Source organism: Nocardia panacis (assembly GCF_003598715.1).
Lineage (GTDB): Bacteria > Actinomycetota > Actinomycetes > Mycobacteriales > Mycobacteriaceae > Nocardia > Nocardia panacis.
In genome coordinates, this window is sequence record NZ_QZFU01000014.1 from 23,223 (window position 1) to 47,812 (window position 24,590).

Sequence of the window (24,590 nt, forward strand, 5' to 3'; positions counted from 1 at the left end):
CAAGCTATCACTCCGCATACCGCCTCGGGATGATGATGACGGGTGTGGCGGATCAATGGGTGCGAACCGCCGATCACGAGTCGGATTTCGACGCCGAATCCACTGCCTGCCCGCGTCGCTGAACCGCGGCACCCGGTCCGCTCGTAATACTGGTGTGACGCCAACGCCGATCGACCTCATTGGCACGCGCACCACGGTCCCCACCGCGGCCGCCGCGCTGGACCGTATCGAATCCGGGCGGCGCATAGCCGATTTCGACCTGCTGACCGGCCTGGGCGCAGGCGCGTTCGCCAGGGTCTTCCTGGCGCGGCAGCGTTCGCTGCGGCGGCTGGTCGCGGTGAAGATCTCCGCCGATCGCGGCACCGAACCGCAGACACTGGCCCAACTCGACCACGACTACATCGTGCGGGTCTACGATCAGCGGCTGCTCGGCGGTCGCTCGGGTTTGCGGCTGCTGTACATGCAGTACCTGCCCGGCGGCACACTGCTCGACGTGCTGCGGCGAGTGCGCGCCACCCCGCGCGAGGCACGCGCGGGCGGGCTGCTGCTCGACGCGGTGGACGGGGCCATGGCCGACAAGGGCGAGATCCGACCGACCGATTCCAGTGTGCGGGCCGAGATCGCCGCGCTCACCTGGCCGGAGACGGTGGCCTGGCTCGGGCGCAGACTGGCCGAGGCGCTGGATTACGCCGCCGCGCACGGCGTACTGCACCGCGATGTGAAACCGGCCAATGTGCTGTTGACCGCCGAGGGCGTGCCCAAATTGGCGGATTTCAATATCAGTTTCAGCCGCGGTCTCCCCGATAGCAGTCCGGTGTCCTATTTCGGTGGATCGCTGTCGTATATGTCACCGGAGCAATTGGAAGCGTGCCATCCCGATCGCGAACGCGCCGCCGCGGATCTCGATACTCGTGCCGATATCTATTCACTGGGCGTGGTCCTGTGGGAATTGCTCACCGGCGCAAAACCATTCGACGATACGACCGCCGAAGCGGCCGTCGACGGCGCGGACGGCGGCGATGAGACGACGCTGGAATCCATGTTGGAGCGACGCAGCGCGGGCGTTGATCCGGTCGCGCTGCGCCGCATACCGCGGGACTGTCCGGCCGCGCTGCGTCGAATCCTGCTCACCTGTCTGGAGCCCGAGCGCGCGCACCGCTGGGCCAGTGGCGCGGTCCTGGCCCAGCAGCTCGAACTGTGTCTGGATCCTCGGGCCAGGGAACTGGTGGATCCCGAGCCGCGCAGTTGGCGAATGCGCCTGCGCGCGTGGCGGATTCCGGTGGTCGTACTGGCCGTCGGACTGCCGAATGTACTGGCCGCCCGCTACAACATCCTGCACAACCAGCAGTTGATCATCGCCGGGATGAGTCCGGCGGCGCAGCACAGTTTCCTCCTGGTGACCGGTGTGGTGAACGCCCTGTTCTTCCCGGCGGGTGTGGCGGTGGTGGCCTATCTGTCGCGGCGGCTGGTGACGGTGCCGCGCGGGTTGTGTCGGGGCCGCCGCTACGACGCGGACACGTTGCGCCGCACCAGGACCGACGCGCTGCTGTTCGCCGATCGCGCCGCGGCGGTGGCCTTCTCGCTATGGGTGCTGGCGGGGATCACCATTCCCGCTGTGCTGCAACTACTCACGCGGAGTCTGCCTGCGGGCGCGGTGCTGCATTTCCTGGCCTCGATCGTGGTGTGCGGCGCGATGGCGGTGGCCTATCCGTTCTTCCTCGGCGCGTTCTTCATGGTGCGCTGTATCTATCCGATCTTCCTGCCGCACGGGGAGATCAGCGCCGAGGACGCGGTTAGGTTGCGAGGGCTGCTCCGCCGCGGCACGGGCTATCTCGCGGTGGCGGCCTCGGTGCCGCTGTTGGCCGTGGCCGTGGCCACCTTCGCGCCGCCCGCCGATATCGCGCGGGTGATCGTCGCGGTGCGGGTGCTGTGTGTGGGCGGGATCGTCGCGTTCGTCGGGTCGTATCTGCTGTTTCGCGCTTTGGAGGCGGACCTGCTCGCGCTCGAGCGCGCGGGCCGGTCGGCGAAAGGTGCGCGGGCGGGGCCGATTCGGACCTGAGCGGCCTGCCGAGATCGCTATCCTGCTTCGATGACGTCCGAGCCCGGCGAGCGGCCCTTCCGGCGCATGGTGAGCCTGTCGCACATTCTGGACCCGGCTACCACGCCGCTGTACCCCGGCGACCCCGAATTCCGCATCGATATCGTGGACACCGTCCCGAAGGACGGGTTCTATCTGCGCTATGTCCGACAGGGCGAGCACACCGGAACCCATTGGGGCGCACCGATTCACTTCCACACCGACGGCCTCGCCGCCGACCAGCTCGACCTCGACGATCTGCTGCTGCCCGCGGTGCGACTCGACCTGCGCGAGAAGTGTTCACACGACCGGGACTACGCGATCACGGTGCGCGACATCCAGGAATGGGAGCGCGAACACGGCCGCATTCCGGATCAGGCCGCCGTCATCGCATGGACCGGCTGGGACGCCAAATGGGGCACCCCCGACTTCCACGGCACCGGCGAATCCGCCGGACATCAACCGGGATTCGCGCCCGAGACGCCGCGCTGGCTGCTCGATACCGGACGACTCGGCAGGCGCGGCGCGCTCGGTATCGACACCTTCGGGCCGGACCTCGGCACCGACGAGCACTACACCGTGTCCAAAATGCTTTACCAGGAGCACCGGATCAGCCTGGAATGTCTGGCCAACCTTGCCGACCTGCCGCCGACCGGCGCGTGGGTTCTGGTCGGCGGACTGCGCTACCGCGCCGGATCAGGCTCGCCCGCAACGATTTTCGGGCTGGTCCGCTAACCGCCGTAGACGTGCGGGCTCAGGGTGCCGATGTAGGGCAGGTCGCGGTAGCGCTCGGCGTAATCCAGGCCGTAGCCGACCACGAACTCGTTCGGGATATCGAAGCCGACGTGCGCCACCTCCACATGGGTGCGCAGCGCGTCGGGCTTGCGCAGCAGGGTGACCACCTCGAGCGAAGCCGGATTGCGGGTGGACAGATTGCGCTTGAGCCAGGACAGGGTCAGACCCGAATCGATGATGTCCTCGACGATCAGCACATTGCGGCCCGCGATGTCCTTGTCCAGATCCTTCATGATCCGCACCACACCCGAGGAGGAGGTGGAAGACCCGTAGGAGGACACGGCCATGAACTCCAGCTGCGTCGGAATCGGTAGTGCCTTGGCCAGATCCGTCATGAAGAAGATCGCGCCCTTGAGCACGCCGACCAGCAGCAGATCGCCCTCCGGCGCGTCGGCCGGGTAGCGCTTGGCGATGAGTTCGGCCAACTCCTTGGTCTTGGCGGCGATTGCTTCCTCGGTGATCAGCACCGACGCGATGTCATCCCCGTACACGTCAGCTGGTGTCCTTCCCATGGTGGCGAATCCGGGCGGGCGGATTCTCGGCAGTGCTCAGACGCAATGTCAGCCTGCCATGCTCGCGCGCGACGACCAACCTGCGTTCCGGTGTGCCGCCGCCCACAGCGACCCCGCCCTGGCCGCGCCAGTCGGTGATCAATTCGTCCACCGCGCGTAAATGCCGCTGGGTCAGGGCTTTCGCGCCACCGGCCAGCAGCCAGGCGCGCACGGCTCGGCGGCGCAGGGCGGCCGGCGCAGTGGCGAGTGTCTCTATCGCGAGGGACGCCCCATCGTCGGCGGTATGCCACAGCTCGCGGGCCAAGCCGTCGAGCACCGCCCCGTCCTCGCGCAGTTGGGCGGCGGTGCGGGCCAGCGCCGCGGCCACCCCGCCGCCGAGCACGTCCTCCAGCAGCGGCAGTGCCTCGGTCCGCAGCCGCACCCTGGTGAATTCGGGGGCCGCGTTGTGCGGATCCTCGTGCGGGATCAGCCCGACATCGGCACAGACCTGCCGGGTGGTCGTGCGACGGACCGCGAGCAGCGGGCGGCCCCACGGTTCGGCATAGTCGGCCATGCCCTGGATGGAGCGCGCCCCGGAACCGCGGGCCAGACCGAGCAGCACCGTCTCGGCTTGGTCGTCGAGGGTGTGGCCGAGCAGGACCGGCAGTTCGGCGCGGGCCGCGTCGAGCGCGGTGTAGCGGGCGCGGCGAGCGGCGGCCTCCATACCGCCTTCGGAGCCGACCGTCACCGGCAGCACTCGCGCGGATCGACAGCCGAGGGCGAGGGCGGCGGCGGCCGCGGCGGCGGCTACCTCCGCCGAACCCGGCTGCAGTCGGTGATCCACGATCAGTGCGTCGACCGCGGGAGCCTGCACGACCGCCGCGGCGGTCAGCGCCAGCGAGTCCGCGCCACCCGAGAGCGCCACCGCCACCGGCCCGCCCGCGTACCGTGACAGCCAATCCCGCACCGCGTGCCGCACCGCGAGCACGGCCGCCGTCTCGGGGAGCCTGCGCGGGCCGTCCACGCTCAGCCGAGCACGCGGGAGACCCACTGCTCCGGCGCGTCGATCTCGGCCGGGCGGGGCAGCGTCTGCGGACCGGTCCAGACGGTGTTGAACGCCTCCATGCCGACCCGGTCCACCACCGCGCCGACGAACGCCTTCCCGCGCACGTACTGGGCCACTTTGGCATCCACGCCGAGCAGTGCCCGCAGGATGCGCTGCAACGGATTGGCCGGTCGACGACGGCGCTGGTCGAAAGCGGAGCGGATCTCGGCGACCGTCGGGATGACCGCGGGTCCGACGGCGTCCATGATGTGGTCCGCGTGGCCCTCGAGCAGGGTGCCGAGCATGAGCAGCCGATCCAGCGCCTCGCGCTGGGCGGGCGGCTGGGTGGCGCGCAGCAGGCCGACGATCCCGCGGGCACTCGGGTCATCGACGCCGCCGCGGCGGCGGTCGCGCACCTCGTCGAGCAACCGCGAGAGCATTTCGGTGAGCGGTTCCTCGCCCAGTTCGCCGAGCAGGTCGACATTGTCGCGCATGTAGTCCGACAGCCAAGGGGCCGAGGAGAATTGGACCCGATGGGTCACCTCGTGCAGGCACACCCACAGGCGGAAATCGGTGGGCGAGACGCCGAGCGCGCGCTCGACCGCCATGATGTTCGGGGCGACCAGCAGCAGTGTGCCGTCCGCGCCGGTGAACGGGTCGTACTGGCCCAGGATGGCGGTGGAGAGGAAGGCGAGCATCGCACCCGCCTGCATACCCGCGGGTTTCCCGGCGAGCAGCCCCCGATCACCCGACTCGGTGCCGATGCCGGTGAGCTGCGCCATCGAGGCGGCGGCGGCCTCGATCCAGCCCGCTCGGTCGACAACGCGGGCGGCCGGGATCGGTTTGTCGTCCTGCAGGCGGCTCACCTCGCGGACCGGCCCCTCGGCGCGCTCGGACGCCGCGGCCAGTTCGGCGACGATCTGATCCACCGAATAGCGCGACGTTCGCGGACCGGCCGGAACCAGCGCGGCGCCCGTGCGGGCCGCGAAATTCCAGTCGATCGCGCCGGAGAGCACGCGCCGCTTCGCCGGCGGCGTGGCCGAATCACCAACGGCCTGCGGCAGATTCGGCTCGGGAATCGTGCCCGATCGGTCCGTGTCCTTGTCCATGATCATCCACCCATCACGAGCATCCACAGTTGCGCAGCGCGCCCGCGATGGCGTCCAGGGCGGGCCTGCTCACCTCCGGCGGCCGATCGTTCGACATCAGCGCGAAGGTCAGCACCCGCCCGTCCGTATCGAGCACGTACCCGGCCAACGCACTGGAGACCGAGAGAGTTCCGGTCTTGGCGCGCACCCAGCCCGCGCCCTGTCGATTCTTGACGGTGTAGCGATCCGTCAGCGATCCGGTGCCGCCCGCGACCGGCAGCGTGTCCAGCAGCGGGGCGAACGCCGCGCCGACCCGGTCCGAATCGGTGGTGACACCGCCCGGCGATACGGCGGCGGTATGTGGTTTGGCGGCGATGGCCAGGACCCGGTCCAGCAGTCGCGGCGGAATCAGATTCTCGGTGGACAACCCGCTCGTATCCTTCAGGCGCAACCCGGTCTGCTCGAGTCCGGCCCGCCCGAGCGCGGACTGCAACGCGCTGACCGCCCCGTCGAAGGACGCCTCGACACCGCCCACCATCGCGATCTCGCGGCCGATGGCCTCGGCGAGCACATCGTCGGAGTGGATCATCATGTCCTGCAATCGATCCCGCAGTGTGGCCGATTCCACAGCGGCGAGTTGCGTCGCGCCCGGCGCGGCCTTGCCCGCGCGGACCCTACCCGGATCCAGTCCGAGTTCGGTGGCCAGCCTGCGACCGGTGTCCAGGGCGGGTGTCTCGGTGCGCGGCGAGTATTCGATCAGCGGTTTGAGCCTGCCGCCGTCCAGCATGACCGGGTCCATCGGGGCGATCGACCCCTCGCCGATATCGGCCGGATCCCAGCCCGGCGCGAGGGTCGGCCCGGCGTAGGCCGAGTTGTCCACCACGACGGTGTCGATATTGCGGCCTGCGGCGCGGATCTGCGCCACCAGGTCCGACAGGCGGGGAGCGTGCGTGTAGTACCCCTTGCCGTCCGGTTCGGCGGTCAGCGTCGGATCGCCGCCGCCGACGAGGACCGCCTCGTTGGGCGCGGATCCGACGACCACGCGGGTGCCGAGGCGGTGATCCGGCGGCACGGCCAGCAGCGCGGCCGCCGCGGTGAGCACCTTCGCCGTCGAGGCCGGGATCATCGGGTGGCCCGAATCGCCGCTCCACAGCACCGTGCCCGTCGCGGCATCGGTGACCTCGCCCGCGAACGAGCCGAGATCCGGATTGCCGACCACGGGGGCCAGCGCGGCCACGATCCCGGCCGGTGTCGGGGCGGCCTGCGTCTGCGGGGCGGGCACCACCTGCGGGTAGGCGCGCACGGTCGTGGGGGGCGGCGGAACCGTCAACCCGCCGTGCCGGAATTCCGGCGTCCACGGCTTGGCGACGGCCAACACCACCGCGGCCGCCGCTACGAACAGCGTCGACGCGGTACCCAGCACGATCCAGGTATTGCGACGCCGTCGGGCGGCCAGGCCACCGATCTTCTTGCTGCTGCCAACCACGTGCCCGCCCGTCTCCTCACCGCCCGGCCTGCGCACCCGCGTGCGCCCCGACCACACTATCCTCGTTGCGCATACGTTCCCCCGAACAACCAGGCGAGTCGGCAGACCTCGCGGTACTAGCAACTGAGGAGATGGGCGTGGAATTCGACGTCACCATCGAGATCCCCAAGGGCTCTCGCAACAAGTACGAGGTCGATCACGAGACCGGCCGTGTCCGGCTCGACCGGTTCCTCTACACGTCGATGGTCTACCCGGCCGATTACGGCTACATCGAGAACACCCTCGGCGAGGACGGCGACCCGCTGGATGCGCTGGTCCTGCTGCCGGATTCGGTGTTTCCGGGCGTCATCGTCGAGGCCCGTCCGGTCGCGATGTACAACATGACCGACGAGGCAGGCGGCGACGCCAAGATCCTGTGCGTGCCCGCGGGTGATCCGCGCTGGAACCACATCCAGGATCTGCAGGATGTCCCGGAGTTCGAACTCGCCGCGATCAAGCACTTCTTCGAGCGCTACAAGGATCTGGAGCCCGGCAAGTTCGTGAAGGGTTCGGAGTGGGTGGGCCGCGCCGAGGCCGAGGCCGAGATCGAGGCGTCGATCCAGCGTCTGAAGGATCAGGGCGGGCACTGAGTCGCCCGGTGGAGGTGGTGCAGGCACCACCTCCACCCCCCTGGGCGCCGCAACGGCAAACCGGGTGCGCACGGGATAGTGCTTCCAACCGGGGATTTCTAGGCTGAATTTCGACCGGAGAATGTGATCTCTCCGAGTGAATTCAGGAGGAATTTCCTTGTTATCGAATACTTTTCGACGCTGGCGCAAATTCGTCGTCATCGCGGGCACGGCAAGCGGGCTGCTCGCCGCCACGGCATGCCAGAATCCGGCGCCGAATTCCGGCGCCGCGTCGGTCATCGAGAAAATCCTGGACAGTGTGTTGCACGCGGGCTTTCCCGGCGCGCAGGCCGTCGTCAGCGACCCATCGGCCACGCACACCTATACGGCGGGCGCCGCATTCCCCGATGACGCTCGAATCCGCATCGGCAGCAATACCAAGACTTTCGTCGCGACCGTCGTCCTGCAATTGTCGACCGAGGGTCGGGTGAATCTCGACGCGCCGATCGAGCAGTATCTACCCGGGCTGATCCAGGGAAATGGCAATGACGGCAACCGTATTACCGTGCGCCAGTTGCTCCAGCACACCAGCGGCCTGCCCGACTACCTCGGCACCGCCGATCCGGCGGCACACAATCGCCCCGAACAGGTGAATCCGCTCGCGGACGCGAGCCGACGCCGCCACTACGAACCCGCCGATCTGGTGCGTGTCGCCATGACCATGCCGCCGCGCTTCGAACCGGGTGCACGCTCGGTCTACACCAATACCAACTACATCGTGTTGGGCATGCTGATCGAGCGGGTCACCGGACAGACGGCCGCCGCGGCGATCGAGGGCCGCATCAACGAACCACTGGGGCTGCGCAACACCTACTTCCCGGCGGCGGGCGAGATCGGAATCCGTGATCCCCACCCGATCGGCTATCAGCGGATCGACGGCAAGACAATCGATTTCACCGATCTGGACCCCAGTTGGGGCGGCACGGCGGGCGCGATGATCAGCACCGGCGCCGAACTGAACCGATTCTTCTCCGCTCTGCTGTCGGGCAAGCTGCTCGCCGCGGATCAATTGGCGCAGATGCAGCGCACCATGCCCTTCGACCGGTCGCAGACCGATGGCTACGGGTTGGGGCTCATCCACCATCCGTCTTCATGCGGCAAGGAATCATGGGGGCACGGCGGCAGCATTCCCGGCTTCCAGACCGCGAACGGCCGCCGATCCGACGGCACCGCGCTCACGTTCATCGTCAACCAGATGCCCGCCGACGAGGACCAGAGCAAGGCATTCGACAAAGCCTTCGACGAACTCATGTGCACGGCATGACAGCGACCGCGCGCACCGGCCCGCACCCCATGGAATCGGGGTCTTCCCCCATAGGCAGGTTCGCTCGTCGTCCCTACGCTGGATCCGTGTCACGCATATTCGCCGCACTGGCCGCAGGACTGCTCGCGGCGGCTATTCCCGTCGCAATGCCCAGTGCCACAGCTGATTCCGGACTCGACCGGTTCTACGGCCAGCACCTCGAATGGAAATCCTGTGACGATCCCGGACTCGACAAGGCGGGCGCGCAATGCGCCGATGTCACCGTCCCGCTGAATTATGCGCAGCCGCAAGGGAAGACGATCACGGTGGCGATCTCCCGCCTCGCGGCCGATCCGGCGACCAGGCGCGGGGTGCTGCTGTCGAATCCCGGTGGACCGGGCGGTCCCGGCCTCGACATGACGGTCGAACTCGGCAAAGCCATGACACCGCGGGTGCGGGCGAGCTATGACCTGATCGGTATGGACCCGCGCGGCATCGGGCGTTCCAGCGTCGTGAACTGTCACTGGCCGCGGGGATTCGGCCTGCAATCGGCGGGACCCACCCTGGCGAGCTACGCGGAATCGGTTGCCGCGCAGGCCGATCTGGCGGCGCGCTGCTTCGCCGCCGAGGGCGAGCGGATCCGCTACATCACCACCCGCAATACCGCGCGCGATATGGATGTCATCCGGGGCGCGCTCGGCGCGGAGCGAATCAACTATTTCGGTGTGTCCTACGGCACCTATCTGGGCGCTGTCTACACGCAGATGTTCCCGGACCGCAGCGACCGAATCGTCCTGGACAGCAGTGTTGATCCCGATCGCTACGCGGCGGGCGACAATTCCCAGATGGGACCCGCCAATGAGGCCGCCTTCGATCTGTGGGCCGGTTGGGCCGCCGAACACGACGGGGACTACCACCTCGGAACCACCGTCGAGCAGGTGCGCGGCTTCGTGGCGGATCTCCTGCGCCGCGCCGCCGCGAGCCCGATTCGAGTGGGCCGGTTGAGCATCGGTGTCCACGACCTGCCGGTTGTGCTGTTCCAACAGTTGAACGACCCCCGCAACTATCATGCCCTCGCCGAGACAGTGCGTCGGTTCGCCGACGCCGCCGACGGCAAACCGGTCACCCTCGCCCCCGGACTCACCGACATGCTGACCCAATTGCTCAACGCCGAACCGACCGATCTCTCCCCACAGACAGCCGTCATGTGCGGCGATGTCGAGGCCGACCGCGATCCCCAATCATATTGGCGCACTATCGAATCCGTCCGCGCCACGCAGCCGCTGTTCGGCGCGTTCGTCAACAACATCACCCCGTGCGCGTTCTGGGCCGCACCCATCGAACCCAAAACCGTCATCGACAACTCCGTCCCCGCCCTGATCGTCCAATCCACCGGCGATACCCGGACCGCGTACGCGGGCGCCCAAGCCATGCACCGCGATCTCAAAGCCTCCCGGATGGTCACCCTCCAGGATGTCGCCGTCCACGGCCTGTTCGCCAACTATCCGGCCCCCTGCGTGGACAACGCCGTCAACACCTACTTCGCCACCGGCGCCCTGCCTGCCACCGACACCACCTGCACCGGATAGCACTGCGGGCGGGTGCCTTCGCAGACACCCGCCCGGAGTTGTTCAGTTGTTCAATGGGATTCAGCGGCGGGGTGGCGGGTTCACCGTCTCGCCGCCCGCGGATTCATCCGCGGAGCGGGCCGCTTGCAGACCGCTCACCATACGGAGGGGCACTTCCTTCCAGAAGAGGGTGAGCAGCAGCGCCAGCAGGGCGACGCCGGTCACCGCGAGGAAGACCTGCGACATGGAGTGGGAGAAGCCGACCTGGAACGGGCGGGCCAACTCAGGGCTCAACCGCTGGATGACCGAGCTGTCCTCGAGGACCTGTCCGGCGGCCGAAGTATCATGCGCCAGCAGACCTTTCGCCAATGCGGCATCGGCGGGATTGCTGCTCTGCGCACCCTGCATCACCGCGTGCTGGAACTGCGGATCGGCGGCGGCAGTGCGCATCTCGTCGGCGATATTCGGCGTCAACTGAGCGAACAGGATCGACAGGAAGACCGCGACGCCGAGCGTGCCGCCGATCTGCCGGAAGAAGGTCGCCGAGGCGGTCGACACGCCCATATCCTTGGGCGGCAACGCATTCTGCAATGCCAGGGTGAGCGGCTGCATCAGGTTGCCGAGTCCGAATCCGGTCAGCGCCATGAAGATCATCGTCAACCAGAGCGGGCTGTCGGCATCGAGGTAATGCAGCAGGAACAGGCCGAGCGTCAGCATGGACGCGCCGATCAGCGGAAAGATCCGATAGCGTCCGGTGCGCGAGATCACCTGACCCGACACCACCGATCCGGTCATCAGACCGAGCACCATGGGCAGCATCTGCAGACCCGCCATGGTCGGGCTGGCGCCCCGCACCACCTGCAGGTACTGCGGCAGCAGCGAGATACCGCCGAACATGGCCGCGCCGACCACGATGGAGATCACCACACCGAGCGCGAAAGTGGTGTTCTTGAACATGCGCAGCGGAATCAGCGCGGCATCCTTCATGGCCCGCTCCACCGCGACGAAACCGAGCACACCGGCCGCGCCGATCACGTAGCAGGCCAGCGAAGCTCCACTGCTCCAACCCCATTCGCGTCCCTGCTCGGCCACAACGAGCAGCGGCACCAGGCCGATGGCCAACACCAGCACACCCCACCAGTCGACGCTGTCCTTGGAATGCGGCCTGCGCGGCAGCTTCAGCACCCGCGAGACCACCACCAGGGCGAGCAGTCCGATCGGCACATTGACCAGGAACACCCAGCGCCAGCCGCTGACCCCGAGGATGGTGTGCTGTCCGGCGAGCACGCCGCCGAGCACCGGCCCGATGACGCTGGAGGTGCCGAACACCGCGAGGAAGTAGCCCTGATACTTGGCGCGCTCGCGCGGCCCGACTATATCGCCGAGGATGGCCAGCGCCAGCGACATGAGTCCGCCCGCGCCGATGCCCTGGACCGCGCGGAAGGCGGCCAACTCATACATCGACTGCGACACCGTGCACAGCAGCGACCCGACGACGAAGATGCCGATGGCCGCCATGAAGAAGGGCTTGCGCCCGAACATGTCCGAGAGCTTGCCGTAGAGCGGGGTGGCCAGCGTCGAGGTGATGAGGTAGGCGGTGGTGGCCCAGGCCTGCATCGAATACCCGTTGAGGTCATCGGCGATGGTGCGGATCGAGGTGGACACGATCGTCTGATCGAGCGCCGCGAGCAGCATGCCGAGCATCAGACCGCTGAGAATGGTCAGGATCTGCCGGTGCGTGAAGCCTGGCGGCGCGGCCTGTTCGGTCGTTGCGGTCACGAATCGCTCTCCATATCACTAGGTTTCGTACCCCACTCCGAACGCATCGCGGCCAGCATCGCGGGCTTGAGGTGCTCGTAGTCGTCGACGAATCGGCGCAGCAGACCGGCGAATTCGGTCCGTTTCTCCGGATCCCAATCCGCCAGTACGCGTCCCAGGCTGGCCGCGCGGTGGCGCCGCATCTCGGCGACCATGTCGCGGCCCTTGTCGGTCACGACCAGGACGGTCGCGCGACCGTCCTCCGGATCGGCCTGCCGGACCACGAATTCGCGCTCGACCAACTGGGCGACCTGCCTGCTGACGGTCGAGGCGTCGGAATCCACTGCCGCGGCGAGCGCGCCGGAGCGCATGGGTCCGGCGCAGTTCAGTTGGAACAGCAGCCGGAACGCGCCGACCTCGAAGCGGTTCTTGGTGACGACGGCGAGTTGCGCCGCCGTCCGGTCGCGCATCCGCTGTAGGCGGGCCAGTTGGGTGGCGATCGTCTCGATCGTCTCGTCCATGTGCCACCTCGCTCGTTGTTGTCGGGATCCGCACCGAGCCGGTGGCACGTGCGCCCATTGCTTGTATCCATCAACTGCTTGCCACAACCAATTGCTTGTATTGATCAATTAGTTGTGCGATACAAGTATGTGGGCGCAACGGTCGCTGGGGCAACCGTTTTACCGGGCTTTACTTACCCTTGAACTGCGGGGGACGCTTCTCGAAGACCGCCGCGACGGCCTCGGTCAGATCCTCCGAGGGCAGGAAGGCCGCATTCCAGGCCGACACATACCGCAGCCCCTCGGCCACCTCACCGGCCCGCCGCCGATCCAGCACATCCTTCACGCCCTGCACCACCAGCGGCGGATTGTCAGCGATCTCGCGCGCCGCGGCATGCGCCGCCGCGAGCACCGCGTCCTGATCGGCGAACACCTCGTTGACCAGACCGATCCGCTCGGCCCGCGCCGCATCGATATCCTTGCCGGTATAGGCCAGTTCGCGCAGCGCGCCCTCGCCGATGATGCCGGGCAGCCGGTGCAGCGACCCGATATCGGCGACAATGGCCACCTTGGCCTCGCGCAGACTGAATTTCGCGTCCGCGCTCGCGTAGCGGATATCCACCGCCGCGATCAGATCGAGTCCGCCGCCGATGCACCAGCCCGACACCGCCGCGATCACCGGCTTGCGGCACAGCGCCACCGCCGTCACCGAATCCTGCATGCGGCGGATCTCGTAGAGGAACTCGGTGCGCGGCGCGGCGAAGGCCCGGTCGGCCATGACCGGGCCGAAGGTGCCCGCCATCGCGGGCAGGTCGAGACCATAGGAGAAATGCCGTCCCGACCCGGTCAGCACGATGGCGCGCACCTCGGGATCGGCGTCGAGACCGCGGAAGATCTCCGGCAGCTCGCGCCAGAAGTCCGGACCCATGGCATTGCCCTTACCGGGGCCGATCAATGTCACCTGCGCGACGTGGTCCTTGGTTTCGACGGTGAATGCCTGCCAGTCAGTCATTCGTACAGCGTAATCCGGACCGGCGGGCACCGCGGCCCGGTATCCGGATCGACCGGTTCGTCCGACTGCGTAAAGCCTGCGCAAATTCCGCGCACCACACTGGTTTCCACGCCGGGAACCGACGGATCATGGTCGCATCGGATACCTTTCGGTCACGGAGGCCTGCATGCTGATGCACCGCGGAATCGGACTGGACCGATTCAACGAGCTCCCACGCGGACGAGCCGTACACGCGCTCTACGGTTGTTGCTGCAATGTCACCTGGGCCGAGTGCCTGGCCGATGCCAGGCCCTTCACCGATCGCGCGGCATTGCTCGCCACCGCCGATGTCGAACTGCTCGCGCTGTCCCAATCGGATCTGGAACGCGCTTTCGACGGTCTGGCCCACGAGCGGGTCCGCGAGCACGGCTGCGCCGAACTGGCACGCCACACCAGGGCGCGCATCGACGAAATGCTCGGCCCCGCCGAGGGATATCCGGACTACTGACAAATTCTCGGCACACCGCCGGTGCACGGGCATAACCTGGTGCCATGCGCAGGTCGTCGCTACCACCGGTCGCGTGCCGGGTCTCGGACACCCTCATCTCCCGAGGGCACCACGGTGTCATCGTGCACCACCCCACGCCGACGCATACGGCGGCCGACGCCGCCGCCGCGCTCGGCGTCGCGGTCGGCGCCATCACCAAATCGCTGGTCTTCCTACTCGATGAGGATCCGGTGCTGCTGCTGGTCTCCGGCGCGCACCAGGTCGATCTGGACAACACCGGAAAACGCTTGTCGGGCAATCTGAAACGTGCCCCCGCCGATTTGGTCAAAGAGGTGACGGGTCAACCCATCGGCGGCGTCGCTCCCGTCGGGCATCCGGCCAACCTGCCCACCTGGGTGGACAACGAACTGGCGCGGCATCCGGAGGTGTGGGCCGCGGCCGGACATCCGAATACGGTCTTCCGCACCACATTTCCCGAACTGGTGCGCATCACCGCCGGATTGCCCATCGATGTGGACTGACCCGAGGGAGACCAGGGGTCGCTCAGCGTGGTGGATTCGCTCACAGCCGTGGTCCGCGACGAGCCCCGTCGGCGTAGCTTCGGAAGAGTGACCGACGCACCGCTACCCGACACCGCCGTCGGGATTCCGCCGATTCCCGACGATCTGAGCGGAATCACCGCCGAGCAATATCGCGCGTCCATGCGGCACTATCCGGCGGGCGTCACCATCGTCACCCTCGACTCCCCCGACGGCCCGGTCGGCTTCACCGCGACCTCGTTCGCGTCGCTCTCGCTGGAACCGCCGCTCGTCTCGTTCAATATCGCGCACAACTCATCGAGTATCGAGGCCATCCGAACCGCCGACTCGGTGGTCATCCACTTCCTCGGCGAACATCAACAGCATCTGGCCCAGCGCTTCGCCCGCTCGGCCGAGCAGCGCTTCGCCGACCGCTCCCTGTGGACCACGCTGGAATCCGGCGAACCCGTCCTGCACGGCACCCCGATCTGGGTCAGGGCCGTCGTCCAGCGACTCATCCCGATCGGCGATCACACCTTCGTGGTCGGACTGGTCACCAGGGTGCACGACAGCACCGACGAAAAGCCCGCCGCCGCACCGCTGCTGTACTACCAGGGGCGCTACCACCGCCCGACATCACTCGGCTGAGTCCGAGTCGAACAACCGTCAGCCGACCAGACAGGGTGCCGCGCCCTCGGCCTGATCGGTGCTGAACGCCCTGGTCTCCGGAGTCGGATTCCACAGCCCATTGGTGGCGGCGTAATTCCAGGACGGTCCGCGCCGCACCAACTCCGCGACCGCGCCGATCAGCCGATCCACATCGGCGGCGGTGGTACCCAATCCGATACTGGCCCGCAGCGCGCCATCCAGACCCAACGCGGCCAGCAGCGGATGCGCGCAGAATCGACCGTCACGCACGCCGATGCCGTGCTCGGCGGAGAGATAGGCCGCGACATGTCCCGGCTCGAACCCGTCGACGGTGAAAGCGGCGATGCCGACACAGTCCGCGCTGTCGGACCAGATATGCACCAGGCGCACACCGGCGATCGCGGCCAGTCCGGAACGCAGCCGGTCGGCGAGCCGATGTTCGTGAGCGGCCAAGGTATCGGCATCGATGGCACACAGCGCCTCACAGGCGGCGGCCAGCGCGGCCGCGCCGAGCACATTCGGCGATCCGGCCTCGTGGCGCTGCGGTGCGGGCGCCCACTCGGTGGTCTCGACACCGACCGAGCGGACCGCACCGCCGCCCGCGAGGTAGGGCTCGGCGGCATCCAACCAATCCCGACAGCCGACCAGCACACCCGCCCCGAAGGGCGCGTACAGCTTGTGACCGGAGAAGGCCAGATAGTCGATTCCGCTCTCGCGCAGGCTGATCCGCCGATGAGGGGCCAACTGCGCGGCATCGACCAGGATGCGCGCACCGCACTGGTGGGCGATGGTGGCCAACCGCTCCAGCGGCAGCACCTCACCGGTCACATTGGACGCGCCGGTGACAGCGAGCAGCGCCGCGGGCCTGCTGCACAGTTCCCCGACAATGCGACGCACGGTCTCCTCGACGGTGTCGGCGGCCCGCACCACCCGGCGGCCGTGCCTGGTCCACGGCAGGAAGTTGGCGTGGTGCTCGATATCGAGGACCACCGTCTCCCCCGGCACGCAGGAGGCCAGCAGATTCAGCGAATCGGTGGTGTTGCGGGTGAAGACAACGACCTGATCGTCGGCGGCGTCGAGGAAGCGGGTCACCGAACCCCGTGCCGCCTCATAGCATTCGGTGGAGATGCGCGAGGCGTAGCCAGCGCCCCGATGCACGCTGGCGTAGAACGGGAGCAACTGCTCGATCCGGGCCGTCACCTGAGCCAGCGCGGGCGCGCTCGCCGCGTAGTCGAAGTTGGCGTAGGTGGTGGTCCCGCCCTGGACCAGCGGCACCCGAAGCTCGGACCCGGAGACCTCGGCGAGTGCGGCACAGGCGGTATCGATAACAGCGGTCATGGCAAATCCCATCGGGTCGGGGACCCGTGAGGAGATTTCACCGAGTCCGCGCTTGCCGTGTCCTGGTGGAGCACGGCCCGGTCGTCACCCGGAGCACCCCACCGCGGAGGAGGGTTGCCGACCAGCTAGCCGGGGCTTGACGCTGGTACTCATGACCTGGTGCGAGATTCGCAGACGAACACCCGGACTGTCAACCCGCGCGAATCGCCCTTGCCGAATCCGATGATCTGCGGTCCCATCGACCGGTGACCACCTCGCTACTTCTGGGCTTCATCGGCGTCTGCGTACTGCCGCCGTCGAGATGGTGCAGCTCGCCCTCATCGCCTCCACGGCGGTCGGCATGCTGCGCCGCCCCAAGGTCCGCGACCGGCTCGATCAGCTCGCGGCGGGCATCATGGCCGTGCTCGGTATCGGCACGGCCGCGTCGGCCACCCTTTGACACGGCCGCGTCGGCCACCATGTGACACAGCGGCCTGGGCCGCAGTCCGACTCACCGCTCCCGGTATCGAACCTCGGTGCGCCACAGCACGATCGAGCCGATCAACGATGCCACCGTCACACCGATGAGCCACCAGAACGCCTGCTGGAAACCTGCCGCGACCGACAGTCCGGCCCCGGCGGACCGAGCGAGGATCACCGCGAACAATGCCGCGCCGAGCGAACCGCCCACGCGCTGCAGGATATTCACCATCGACGCGGCATCCGGAATCTGTTCGCGCCGCACCGCCGCGTAGGCCGAGGCGACGATCGGGACACCCACCAGCCCGGTCGCGATGCCGCGAATCAGCAAGAGCGCCTGCACCAGAACGAGATTCATCGCGTCGTCGCCGAAGGCGAACGGCAGCGTCACCACCAGGCACACCGCGCCGCCCACCGCCGAGACCACACCGCCGCCGAAGCGGTCGGTCAGCCGTCCGGCGATGGGAAGCGCGAGGACCCCGCCGAAACCGAAGGTGAACAGCGACAATCCCGTCGCCACCACGTCCTGGCCGTGCAGTAGCTGAAAATACAACGGCAGCAACAGCATCGAACCGAACAGCGCCGCACCGCCGAAGAAGTGCGCCGCGCCTGCCGCGCCGAAGACCGGACTGCGGAACATGCCGAGGTCCAGCAGCGTGCCCTGCCCCAGGACACCGCGCAGCACGAACCCGCCCAGCGCGAGCGCCCCGACCAGCAGCGGAATCCACACGGCCGGATCGGCGAACCCGCCTCGGCCACCGAATTCCCCCAGCCCATAGACCAGCAGCGACAATCCGGCCGCACACAGCACGAAGCCGAGATAGTCGAAATTCCTCGCGTCGGCCGCCTTTTCACCGAGCGGCAAGATTCTGCGCGCCAGTACGTAGGCGAGAACTCCCAGCGGGATATTGATCAGGAACAGCCACTGCCAGGCCAGATGCGCCAGCATCACACCGCCCAGCGCAGGCCCGAAGGCGGGCGCGGCCACCACCGCGACACCGACCACACTCATGACCCGCCCCAACCGGTGCCCTCCGGCGACCTGACCGATGATGGCCTGCCCGGCGGGCACCAGCAACCCGGCCGCCAACCCCTGGGCGATCCGCAGGACTATGAGCCACCCCACATTCGGCGCGAGCGCGCACAGTCCGGAGACGATGGTGAAGGCGAGCAGCGCTCCCAGCCACACCCGCCCCATGCCGAAGCGCCGACCCAACCAGCCGACCAGCGGAAGCGACACCGCGAGCGCGAGCAGGTAGGCGCTCGCGATCCACTGCGAACCATTCAGCGTCGCCCCGAGTTTCGCGGCGATGGTGTGGAGTCCGACATTGATCAGCGAGGTGTCGAGCATGCCCATCACCGCACCGAAGGTCACCACCCCCGCCACTCGCCACACCGCCGCCGGGATGGCGTCGCGCGCGGCCGTCTCGGCGCGAACCGCCGTCCGAGTCTCCGACATGGATATCCTCCGCAGATTGTTGAGCCTGTCGATTGCGGAGGGTATCAACAATCTAGTGCCTCAACAATGGGTAGGATTCTGGGCATGCCAGACGAGATCTATCCCGCGGGCTTGGTGCGCTTCCCGACCTGGGCTTTCGGCAAGCTGCACCGCGCGGTGCACGCCGAACTCGACACCTCGCTGCGCGAACACTGGATACTCGTCTGCGTCGAGGAGTACGCGGAGCTGTCCCAACAGCAGGTCGCCACGACATTGCAGATCGACCGCAGCGAGGTCGTCCGGCTCATCGACGGACTGGAGAGAGCCGGTCTCGTCACCCGCACCCGCGATACCGTCGACCGACGCAAATACCGTTTGACCATCACCGAGGCGGGCCGCGCCGAACGCAGGCGCATGGCCGAGCGCATCGACCGGGCCACCGACAAGGTCCTGCACCGACTCGATGCCGAGGAACGCCACACCCTGCACCGACTCGCCAACAAGGCCATCGGGGCCGACCCCGAGTGACCGGCCCGGTCACGACCGCCCCGAGTAGCGTTGATGCCTGGTCGGCACAATGTTTGCCAATTGGTAACCCCAACGTGCGACAACGGATGCCAGCGCATCGGGCAGGTTTATGAGAGGTGGTCGGGACGTGCAGGTACAGCCACGGCTGGAACCGGAAGAATCGCGGCCGGAGCCCGAAGAGTCCCGGCCCGATACCGCGCAGGCGCTCTCGGCGGGCGCACACGCTTCCCTGACCGAGCCGGCGGAGTCGGCGCCGGAAAGCGATCCCCTACTGCGCGGTTCCGCCGCGCACCCGGCCCGCACCCTGGTCGACATCCTGACCGCCACCGCCCGAACCCACCCCGACGCACCCGCCATCGACGACGGCCGCACCGTCCTCACCTACCTCGAACTGGTCGCCGAGATCGAGGCGACACTGGCCGAACTCACCGCGGCGGGTGTCCGCCCCGGCGACCGGGTGGGTGTGCGACTGCCCTCCGGACATCGCGAGCTCTACGTCACGATCCTGGCCATCCTCTACGGCGGCGCGGCCTACGTCCCGGTGGACGCCGACGATCCGGAGGAACGAGCCAGACTCGTCTTCGGCGAGGCCAGGGTCACCGCCATCGTCACCGCCGAGGGCATCGAAACCGCCGTCGCGGGCGCGGATCCGGCCGCGAGATGGACCGCGCTGCCGACTCCCGCCGACGACGCCTGGATCATCTTCACCTCCGGATCCACCGGAACCCCGAAGGGCGTCGCGGTGACCCACCGCAACGCCGCCGCCTTCGTCGACGCCGAGGCCGCGCTATTCCTGCGCGACGCCCCGATCGGCCCCGGCGACCGCGTACTGGCCGGACTCTCGGTGGCCTTCGACGCCTCCTGCGAGGAAATGTGGCTGGCCTGGCGCAATGGCGCCTGCCTGGTGCCCGCCCCGCGCGAATTGGTGCGCACCGGAGCCGATTTGGGGCCGTGGCTGGTGCGCCGGGAGATCAGCGTCGTCTCGACGGTGCCCACACTGGCCGCGACCTGGCCCCCCGAGGCGCTCGAGGCGGTGCGCCTGCTGATCTTCGGCGGCGAGGCGGTGCCACCGGAACTCGTGGAACGTCTTGCCGGGAACGAGGATTCGGGCCGCGAGGTGTGGAATACCTACGGCCCCACCGAGGCGACGGTGGTGGCCTGCGCCGCACCGCTGCGCGCCGGTGCACCGATCAGGATCGGCGTACCGCTGGACGGGTGGAACCTCACCGTCATCGACTCGGCCGGAAATCCGGTGCCGGAGGGCGCCTCCGGCGAACTCGTCATCGGCGGCGTCGGTCTGGCCCGCTACCTGGATCCGGTCAAGGATGCCGAGAAGTACGCGCCGCTGACCACCCTCGGGTGGGAGCGCGCCTACCGCAGCGGCGATCTGGTCCGCAACGATCGCGCCGGGCTGATCTTCCTCGGCCGCGCCGACGATCAGATCAAACTCGGCGGTCGCCGCATCGAACTCGGCGAGATCGATGCCGCGCTGCAGAATCTTCCCGGCGTCACCGGGGCCGCCACCACGATCCGAACCACCAAGGCGGGCAACAAGATCCTGGTCGGCTACCTGTCCGGCCCCGATGGCGAGTTCGATCGGAAGAAAGCCAGAGCCCTACTGGCGGAACAACTTCCGGCTCCATTGGTACCGCGCCTCGTAGTGGTTCCCGAACTGCCCACCCGCACCTCGGGCAAGGTGGACCGCGACGCCCTGCCTTGGCCGCCCCCCAAGGACAGCGACACCACCGAAGACGGTCTCACCGGCACCGCGCGCTGGGTCGCCGATCAGTGGGACGCCATCCTCGGCGCCGAGATCACCGATCCCGACGTGGACTTCTTCGACATGGGCGGCGGCTCCCTGGCCGCCGCGCAACTGGTCGCCGCGCTGCGCGAACGCTATCCGACCATCGCGGTCGCCGACCTCTACGACCATCCGCGCCTTGGCGCGCTGGTGGCGCTGCTCGACGACAGCGCACCCGCCGAACAGGTCGAACAGCGCATCGTCGCGCCGACTCCCCTTCGCGCGCAATGCGTTCAAACGCTGGCCACCATCCCGCTGACCACCCTCACCGGATTGCAGTGGCTGACCTGGCTGGCCGTCTTCGGCAATATCGCCCACCAATTCGGTGCGCTGACCTGGCTGCCCGCCCTGTCCTGGTGGTGGACGCTGGCGGCCTTCCTACTGTTCATCTCCCCGCCCGGCCGGATGACCCTCTGCGTCGCCGGGGCACGACTGCTGCTCCAAGGCGTGACACCCGGAACCTATCCGCGCGGCGGGTCGGCGCACCTGCGGCTGTGGGCCGCCGTGCGGCTGTCGGAGGCCAGCGGCGCCGAGAACCTGTCCGGAGCACCGTGGATGGTGCCTTTCGCGCGGGCGCTCGGCGCGAAGATCGGCAAGGGCGTCGATCTGCACACGCTGCCACCGGTCACCGGGATGCTGGAACTGGGCGATGGATGCAGCGTGGAACCCGAGGTCGACCTGTCCGGGTATTGGATCGACGGCGACCGGGTCCATATCGGCCCGATTGTCATCGGCCCCGGCGCGGTGATCGGCGCACGCTCGATGCTGCTGCCCGGCACCAAGATCGGACGCAATGCCGAGATCGCCCCCGGCTCCTCGGTCTCCGGCAAGGTCAAACCGGAGCAGGAGTGGGCGGGCTCGCCCGCCGTGAAATCCGGTCGGGCGCACCATCGCTGGCCAGCCGAGACACCCGCGCGGGCGGCCTACTGGGTGCCGATCTTCGGACTCACCTCGATGCTGCTCGCCGCACTGCCCATCCTCGCCCTCGCCGGGGGCGGCGCGTTCCTCACCTGGTTCATCCGCGACACCCGCACGCTCACGGACGGTTTGCTGCGCGCCTTCGCCATCCTGCCGGTGGCGACACTGCTCAGCCTCGGCGGCTACGCGGTGGTCACCATTGTCGCGGTGCGACTGTTCAGTATCGGACTCACCGAGGGCTACCACCCGGTCCGCAGCCGCAACGGCTGGCAGGCGTGGTCCACCGAACGCCTGCTGGATGCCGCGCGCACCTTCCTGTTCCCGCTCTACGCCAGCCTGCTCACACCCGTCTGGCTGCGACTACTCGGCGCGAAGGTCGGCAAACACGTCGAGGCGTCCACGGTCCTGCTGCTGCCGAAGTTCACCGTGGTCGCCGACGGCGCGTTCCTCGCCGACGACACCATGATCGCCAGCTACGAACTCGGCGGCGGCTGGCTGCGCATCGGCGAGGCCAAGGTCGGCAAGCGCGCCTTCCTCGGCAACTCCGGGATGACCGCCCCCGGCCGACGCGTCCCGAAAAACGGCCTGGTCGCCGTGCTTTCGGCGGCGCCCTCCAAGGCGAAGGCAGGCTCCTCCTGGCTGGGCAGCCCACCCGTTCGGCTGCGCCGCGCCACCGAATCCGCCGACCTGGAGCGCACCTTCGCGCCAACACCCCGGCTGCGGATCGCCCGCGCCATCGTGGAGACCTGCCGCATCTTCCCGGTGCTGGTGACCTTCGGCATCGGCCTGGGCGTCCTGTTCGGACTCGCCGCGCTCGCGCACACCCTCGGTTACCTCGCCGCGGGCCTGCTCTCCGGCCTGGTCCTGCTGGTCGCGGGCGCGGTCGCGGGCTGCGCCTCCGTCCTGGGAAAATGGTTGCTGGTCGGGCGAATTCGCGCAGGCGAACACCCGCTCTGGAGTTCATTCGTGTGGCGCAACGAGGTCGCCGACGCCTTCGTGGAAACCGTTGCGGCACCGTGGTTCGCCCGCGCCGCGACCGGCACCGTCGTACTCAATCTGTGGCTGCGCGGACTCGGCGCGCGCATCGGACGCGGGGTATGGTGCGAGTCCTACTGGCTACCGGAGGCGGACCTGGTGACACTCGGCGACGGCGCGACCGTGGAGCGCGGCTGCGTAGTGCAGACCCACCTATTCCACGACCGCGTGATGGCCATGGACACCGTCACCCTCGAACCCGGCGCCACCCTCGGCCCGAACTGTGTGGCGCTGCCCGCCGCCCGCATCGGCGCGGGCGCGACCATCGGACCGGCCTCGCTGGTCATGCGCGGCGACGCGGTCCCGCCGTCCACCCGCTGGTGGGGCAATCCGATCGCACCCTGGACAGGCACCTAGATGGCGGACCGATTCTACGAAGCTCCCATCGACGACTACCTCCCGCAGAACGGCAACCGCGGCTATCGCGTGTCGCGCTACGAACTGGACCTCGTCTACAAGGTCACGGCCAACCGCCTCGCGGGCCGCGCCACCCTCACCGCCGTCACCACCGCCGCGCGCCCCCGCTTCAGCCTCGACCTGTCCCAAACGCTCAGCGTCGCCAAGGTTCTCGTCAACGGGGCCAGGGCCGCCAAATACACCCACCAGCACGGGAAATTGGTGATCACGCCGCAGCAGCACATCCCGGCGGGCGGCGCGCTCGCGCTGGTCATCCAATACTCCGGCGTGCCGAAACCGGTGCGCGGCCCCTGGGGCGAGGTCGGCTGGGAGGAACTGAGCGAGGGCTCGCTGGTGGCCAGTCAACCCAATGGCGCGGCCTCCTGGTTCCCCTGCGACGACCATCCGAGTTCCAAAGCCAGCTACCAGATCTCCATCACCACCGACTCCCCGTTCTACGCGCTGGCCAACGGCATCCTCGTACGTAAACAGACCAAAGCCAGCCAAACCACCTGGGTTTACGAGCAACCCGAGCCGATGGCCGCCTACCTGGCGACCATTCAGATCGGCCCGTACCGCAAATACCGGCTCGGCGCACCCCACGACCCGGTGCCCATCCAGGCTGTACTGCCCGCACGACTGCGGGCCGACTTCGAACACGATTTCGCCAATCAGCCGCGCATGATGGAGATCTTCACCGAACGCTTCGGCCCCTACCCGTTCGAGAGCTACACGGTCGTCGTCACCGACGACGACCTGGATATCCCGATCGAGGCCCAGGGCATCTCGATCTTCGGCGCGAATCACTGCGACGGCCGCCGCGGCTCCGAACGCCTCGTCGCGCACGAACTGGCCCACCAGTGGTTCGGCAACAGCCTCACCGTGCGGCAGTGGCGCGATATCTGGCTGCACGAGGGCTTCGCCTGCTACGCCGAATGGATCTGGTCCGAAGCCGCCGAAGGTCCCACCGCCGACCAGTTGGCCCGCGCCGCGCGCCACAATCTGTCGCGGGAACGGCAGGACATCGTCATCGGCGATCCCGGTCCGCAACGAATGTTCGACGACCGGGTCTACAAGCGCGGGGCACTGACCCTGCACGCGCTGCGCCTCGAACTCGGCGATACCGCATTCTTCGACCTGCTGCGCGACTGGACGATTCGCTACCGGCACGGTTCGGTCAGCACCGAGGAGTTCACCGATCTGGCCGGGCACTACAGCACGATCCCGCTGCGCCCGCTGTGGGATGCCTGGCTCCGCGCCGAGGCCCTGCCGCAATTACCGCCGCTGACCTAA

The 24,590-nt window shown here is 68.2% G+C and carries 21 protein-coding genes and 1 riboswitch; of the genes, 12 read left to right on the top strand and 9 right to left on the bottom strand.

What is annotated here, in order from left to right; all coding sequences use genetic code 11:
- Positions 1-55 precede the first annotated feature (55 nt).
- Together D5S18_RS06260 and D5S18_RS06265 are read left to right on the top strand one after the other, a co-directional pair.
- Positions 56-2,059 carry a serine/threonine-protein kinase gene (locus D5S18_RS06260; protein WP_439651085.1) on the top strand — a complete coding sequence of 668 codons (2,004 nt, stop codon included), beginning with the start codon at positions 56-58 and terminating at the stop codon, positions 2,057-2,059.
- Positions 2,060-2,089: 30 nt separating this feature from the next.
- A complete protein-coding gene (locus D5S18_RS06265; protein WP_120038879.1) occupies positions 2,090-2,812 on the top strand; it encodes a cyclase family protein in 723 nt (240 codons plus the stop codon).
- On the opposite strand, the gene hpt is transcribed toward D5S18_RS06265, so the two are convergent.
- Genes hpt through dacB form a run of 4 tightly spaced genes read right to left on the bottom strand, consistent with a single transcriptional unit; the run spans position 2,809 to position 6,982 of the window.
- Positions 2,809-3,363, bottom strand: coding sequence for a hypoxanthine phosphoribosyltransferase (gene hpt / locus D5S18_RS06270; RefSeq protein ID WP_120038880.1), 555 nt, complete (start codon positions 3,361-3,363; stop codon positions 2,809-2,811). The genes D5S18_RS06265 and hpt overlap by 4 nt on opposite strands.
- Position 3,364: 1 nt before the next feature.
- The gene (gene tilS / locus D5S18_RS06275) at positions 3,365-4,414 is read right to left on the bottom strand and encodes a tRNA lysidine(34) synthetase TilS (RefSeq protein WP_239003576.1); all 1,050 of its coding nucleotides are present in this window, start codon (positions 4,412-4,414) and stop codon (positions 3,365-3,367) included.
- Complete coding sequence (locus D5S18_RS06280) at positions 4,390-5,523, bottom strand: zinc-dependent metalloprotease (protein ID WP_439651086.1); 1,134 nt, start codon at positions 5,521-5,523, stop codon at positions 4,390-4,392. The genes tilS and D5S18_RS06280 overlap by 25 nt, the downstream gene beginning before the upstream one ends.
- 7 nt (positions 5,524-5,530) lie before the next feature.
- Positions 5,531-6,982, bottom strand: a complete 1,452-nt coding sequence (gene dacB, locus D5S18_RS06285; RefSeq protein ID WP_239003577.1) for a D-alanyl-D-alanine carboxypeptidase/D-alanyl-D-alanine endopeptidase — start codon at positions 6,980-6,982, stop codon at positions 5,531-5,533.
- A 137-nt stretch (positions 6,983-7,119) separates the two neighbouring features.
- Here dacB and D5S18_RS06290 point away from each other — a divergent pair, with 137 nt between their 5' ends.
- The 3 genes from D5S18_RS06290 to D5S18_RS06300 all read left to right on the top strand — a co-directional run bounded on the left by D5S18_RS06290 (position 7,120) and on the right by D5S18_RS06300 (position 10,482).
- A complete protein-coding gene (locus tag D5S18_RS06290; protein ID WP_120039024.1) occupies positions 7,120-7,611 on the top strand; it encodes an inorganic diphosphatase in 492 nt (163 codons plus the stop codon).
- A gap of 157 nt (positions 7,612-7,768) precedes the next feature.
- Positions 7,769-8,914 carry a serine hydrolase domain-containing protein gene (locus D5S18_RS06295; protein WP_239003578.1) on the top strand — a complete coding sequence of 382 codons (1,146 nt, stop codon included), beginning with the start codon at positions 7,769-7,771 and terminating at the stop codon, positions 8,912-8,914.
- Positions 8,915-9,000: 86 nt separating this feature from the next.
- Positions 9,001-10,482, top strand: a complete 1,482-nt coding sequence (locus D5S18_RS06300; protein WP_239003579.1) for an alpha/beta hydrolase — start codon at positions 9,001-9,003, stop codon at positions 10,480-10,482.
- A 60-nt stretch (positions 10,483-10,542) separates the two neighbouring features.
- Here D5S18_RS06300 and D5S18_RS06305 read toward each other — a convergent pair whose 3' ends face one another.
- The 3 genes from D5S18_RS06305 to D5S18_RS06315 all read right to left on the bottom strand — a co-directional run bounded on the left by D5S18_RS06305 (position 10,543) and on the right by D5S18_RS06315 (position 13,731).
- The gene (locus D5S18_RS06305; protein ID WP_120038881.1) at positions 10,543-12,240 is read right to left on the bottom strand and encodes an MDR family MFS transporter; all 1,698 of its coding nucleotides are present in this window, start codon (positions 12,238-12,240) and stop codon (positions 10,543-10,545) included.
- Positions 12,237-12,740: a MarR family winged helix-turn-helix transcriptional regulator gene (locus D5S18_RS06310; protein ID WP_120038882.1), complete on the bottom strand. Its 504-nt coding sequence runs from the start codon at positions 12,738-12,740 to the stop codon at positions 12,237-12,239. The genes D5S18_RS06305 and D5S18_RS06310 overlap by 4 nt, the downstream gene beginning before the upstream one ends.
- A gap of 169 nt (positions 12,741-12,909) precedes the next feature.
- Positions 12,910-13,731, bottom strand: coding sequence for a crotonase/enoyl-CoA hydratase family protein (locus D5S18_RS06315; RefSeq protein WP_120038883.1), 822 nt, complete (start codon positions 13,729-13,731; stop codon positions 12,910-12,912).
- A gap of 166 nt (positions 13,732-13,897) precedes the next feature.
- On the opposite strand from D5S18_RS06315, the gene D5S18_RS06320 reads away from it, so the two are divergent.
- From D5S18_RS06320 to D5S18_RS06330, 3 genes are all read left to right on the top strand, one after another.
- On the top strand, positions 13,898-14,218 hold the full coding sequence (locus D5S18_RS06320; RefSeq protein WP_120038884.1) for a 2-oxo-4-hydroxy-4-carboxy-5-ureidoimidazoline decarboxylase: 321 nt from the start codon (positions 13,898-13,900) through the stop codon (positions 14,216-14,218).
- A gap of 44 nt (positions 14,219-14,262) precedes the next feature.
- Positions 14,263-14,739: a YbaK/EbsC family protein gene (locus D5S18_RS06325; protein ID WP_120038885.1), complete on the top strand. Its 477-nt coding sequence runs from the start codon at positions 14,263-14,265 to the stop codon at positions 14,737-14,739.
- Between the two features lie 180 nt (positions 14,740-14,919).
- Positions 14,920-15,384: a flavin reductase family protein gene (locus D5S18_RS06330; protein WP_120039027.1), complete on the top strand. Its 465-nt coding sequence runs from the start codon at positions 14,920-14,922 to the stop codon at positions 15,382-15,384.
- Between the two features lie 18 nt (positions 15,385-15,402).
- Here the strand turns inward: D5S18_RS06330 and D5S18_RS06335 are convergent, their stop codons facing one another.
- Complete coding sequence (locus D5S18_RS06335) at positions 15,403-16,722, bottom strand: aminotransferase class V-fold PLP-dependent enzyme (protein ID WP_120038886.1); 1,320 nt, start codon at positions 16,720-16,722, stop codon at positions 15,403-15,405.
- A gap of 43 nt (positions 16,723-16,765) precedes the next feature.
- Positions 16,766-16,879: riboswitch (SAM riboswitch) on the bottom strand.
- A gap of 144 nt (positions 16,880-17,023) precedes the next feature.
- Here D5S18_RS06335 and D5S18_RS06340 point away from each other — a divergent pair.
- Positions 17,024-17,161 (top strand): hypothetical protein, encoded by a 138-nt coding sequence (locus D5S18_RS06340; RefSeq protein ID WP_203236631.1) that lies wholly within the window; start codon positions 17,024-17,026, stop codon positions 17,159-17,161.
- 51 nt (positions 17,162-17,212) lie between these two features.
- On the opposite strand, the gene D5S18_RS06345 is transcribed toward D5S18_RS06340, so the two are convergent.
- Positions 17,213-18,640, bottom strand: coding sequence for a DHA2 family efflux MFS transporter permease subunit (locus D5S18_RS06345; protein WP_203236632.1), 1,428 nt, complete (start codon positions 18,638-18,640; stop codon positions 17,213-17,215).
- 84 nt (positions 18,641-18,724) lie between these two features.
- Here D5S18_RS06345 and D5S18_RS06350 point away from each other — a divergent pair, with 84 nt between their 5' ends.
- The 3 genes from D5S18_RS06350 (at position 18,725) to D5S18_RS06360 (ending at position 24,590) form a co-directional block, all read left to right on the top strand.
- Positions 18,725-19,147 (top strand): MarR family winged helix-turn-helix transcriptional regulator, encoded by a 423-nt coding sequence (locus tag D5S18_RS06350; RefSeq protein ID WP_120039029.1) that lies wholly within the window; start codon positions 18,725-18,727, stop codon positions 19,145-19,147.
- A 127-nt stretch (positions 19,148-19,274) separates the two neighbouring features.
- A complete protein-coding gene (locus tag D5S18_RS06355) occupies positions 19,275-23,258 on the top strand; it encodes a Pls/PosA family non-ribosomal peptide synthetase (RefSeq protein ID WP_439651087.1) in 3,984 nt (1,327 codons plus the stop codon).
- On the top strand, positions 23,259-24,590 hold the full coding sequence (locus D5S18_RS06360) for a M1 family metallopeptidase (protein WP_120038888.1): 1,332 nt from the start codon (positions 23,259-23,261) through the stop codon (positions 24,588-24,590).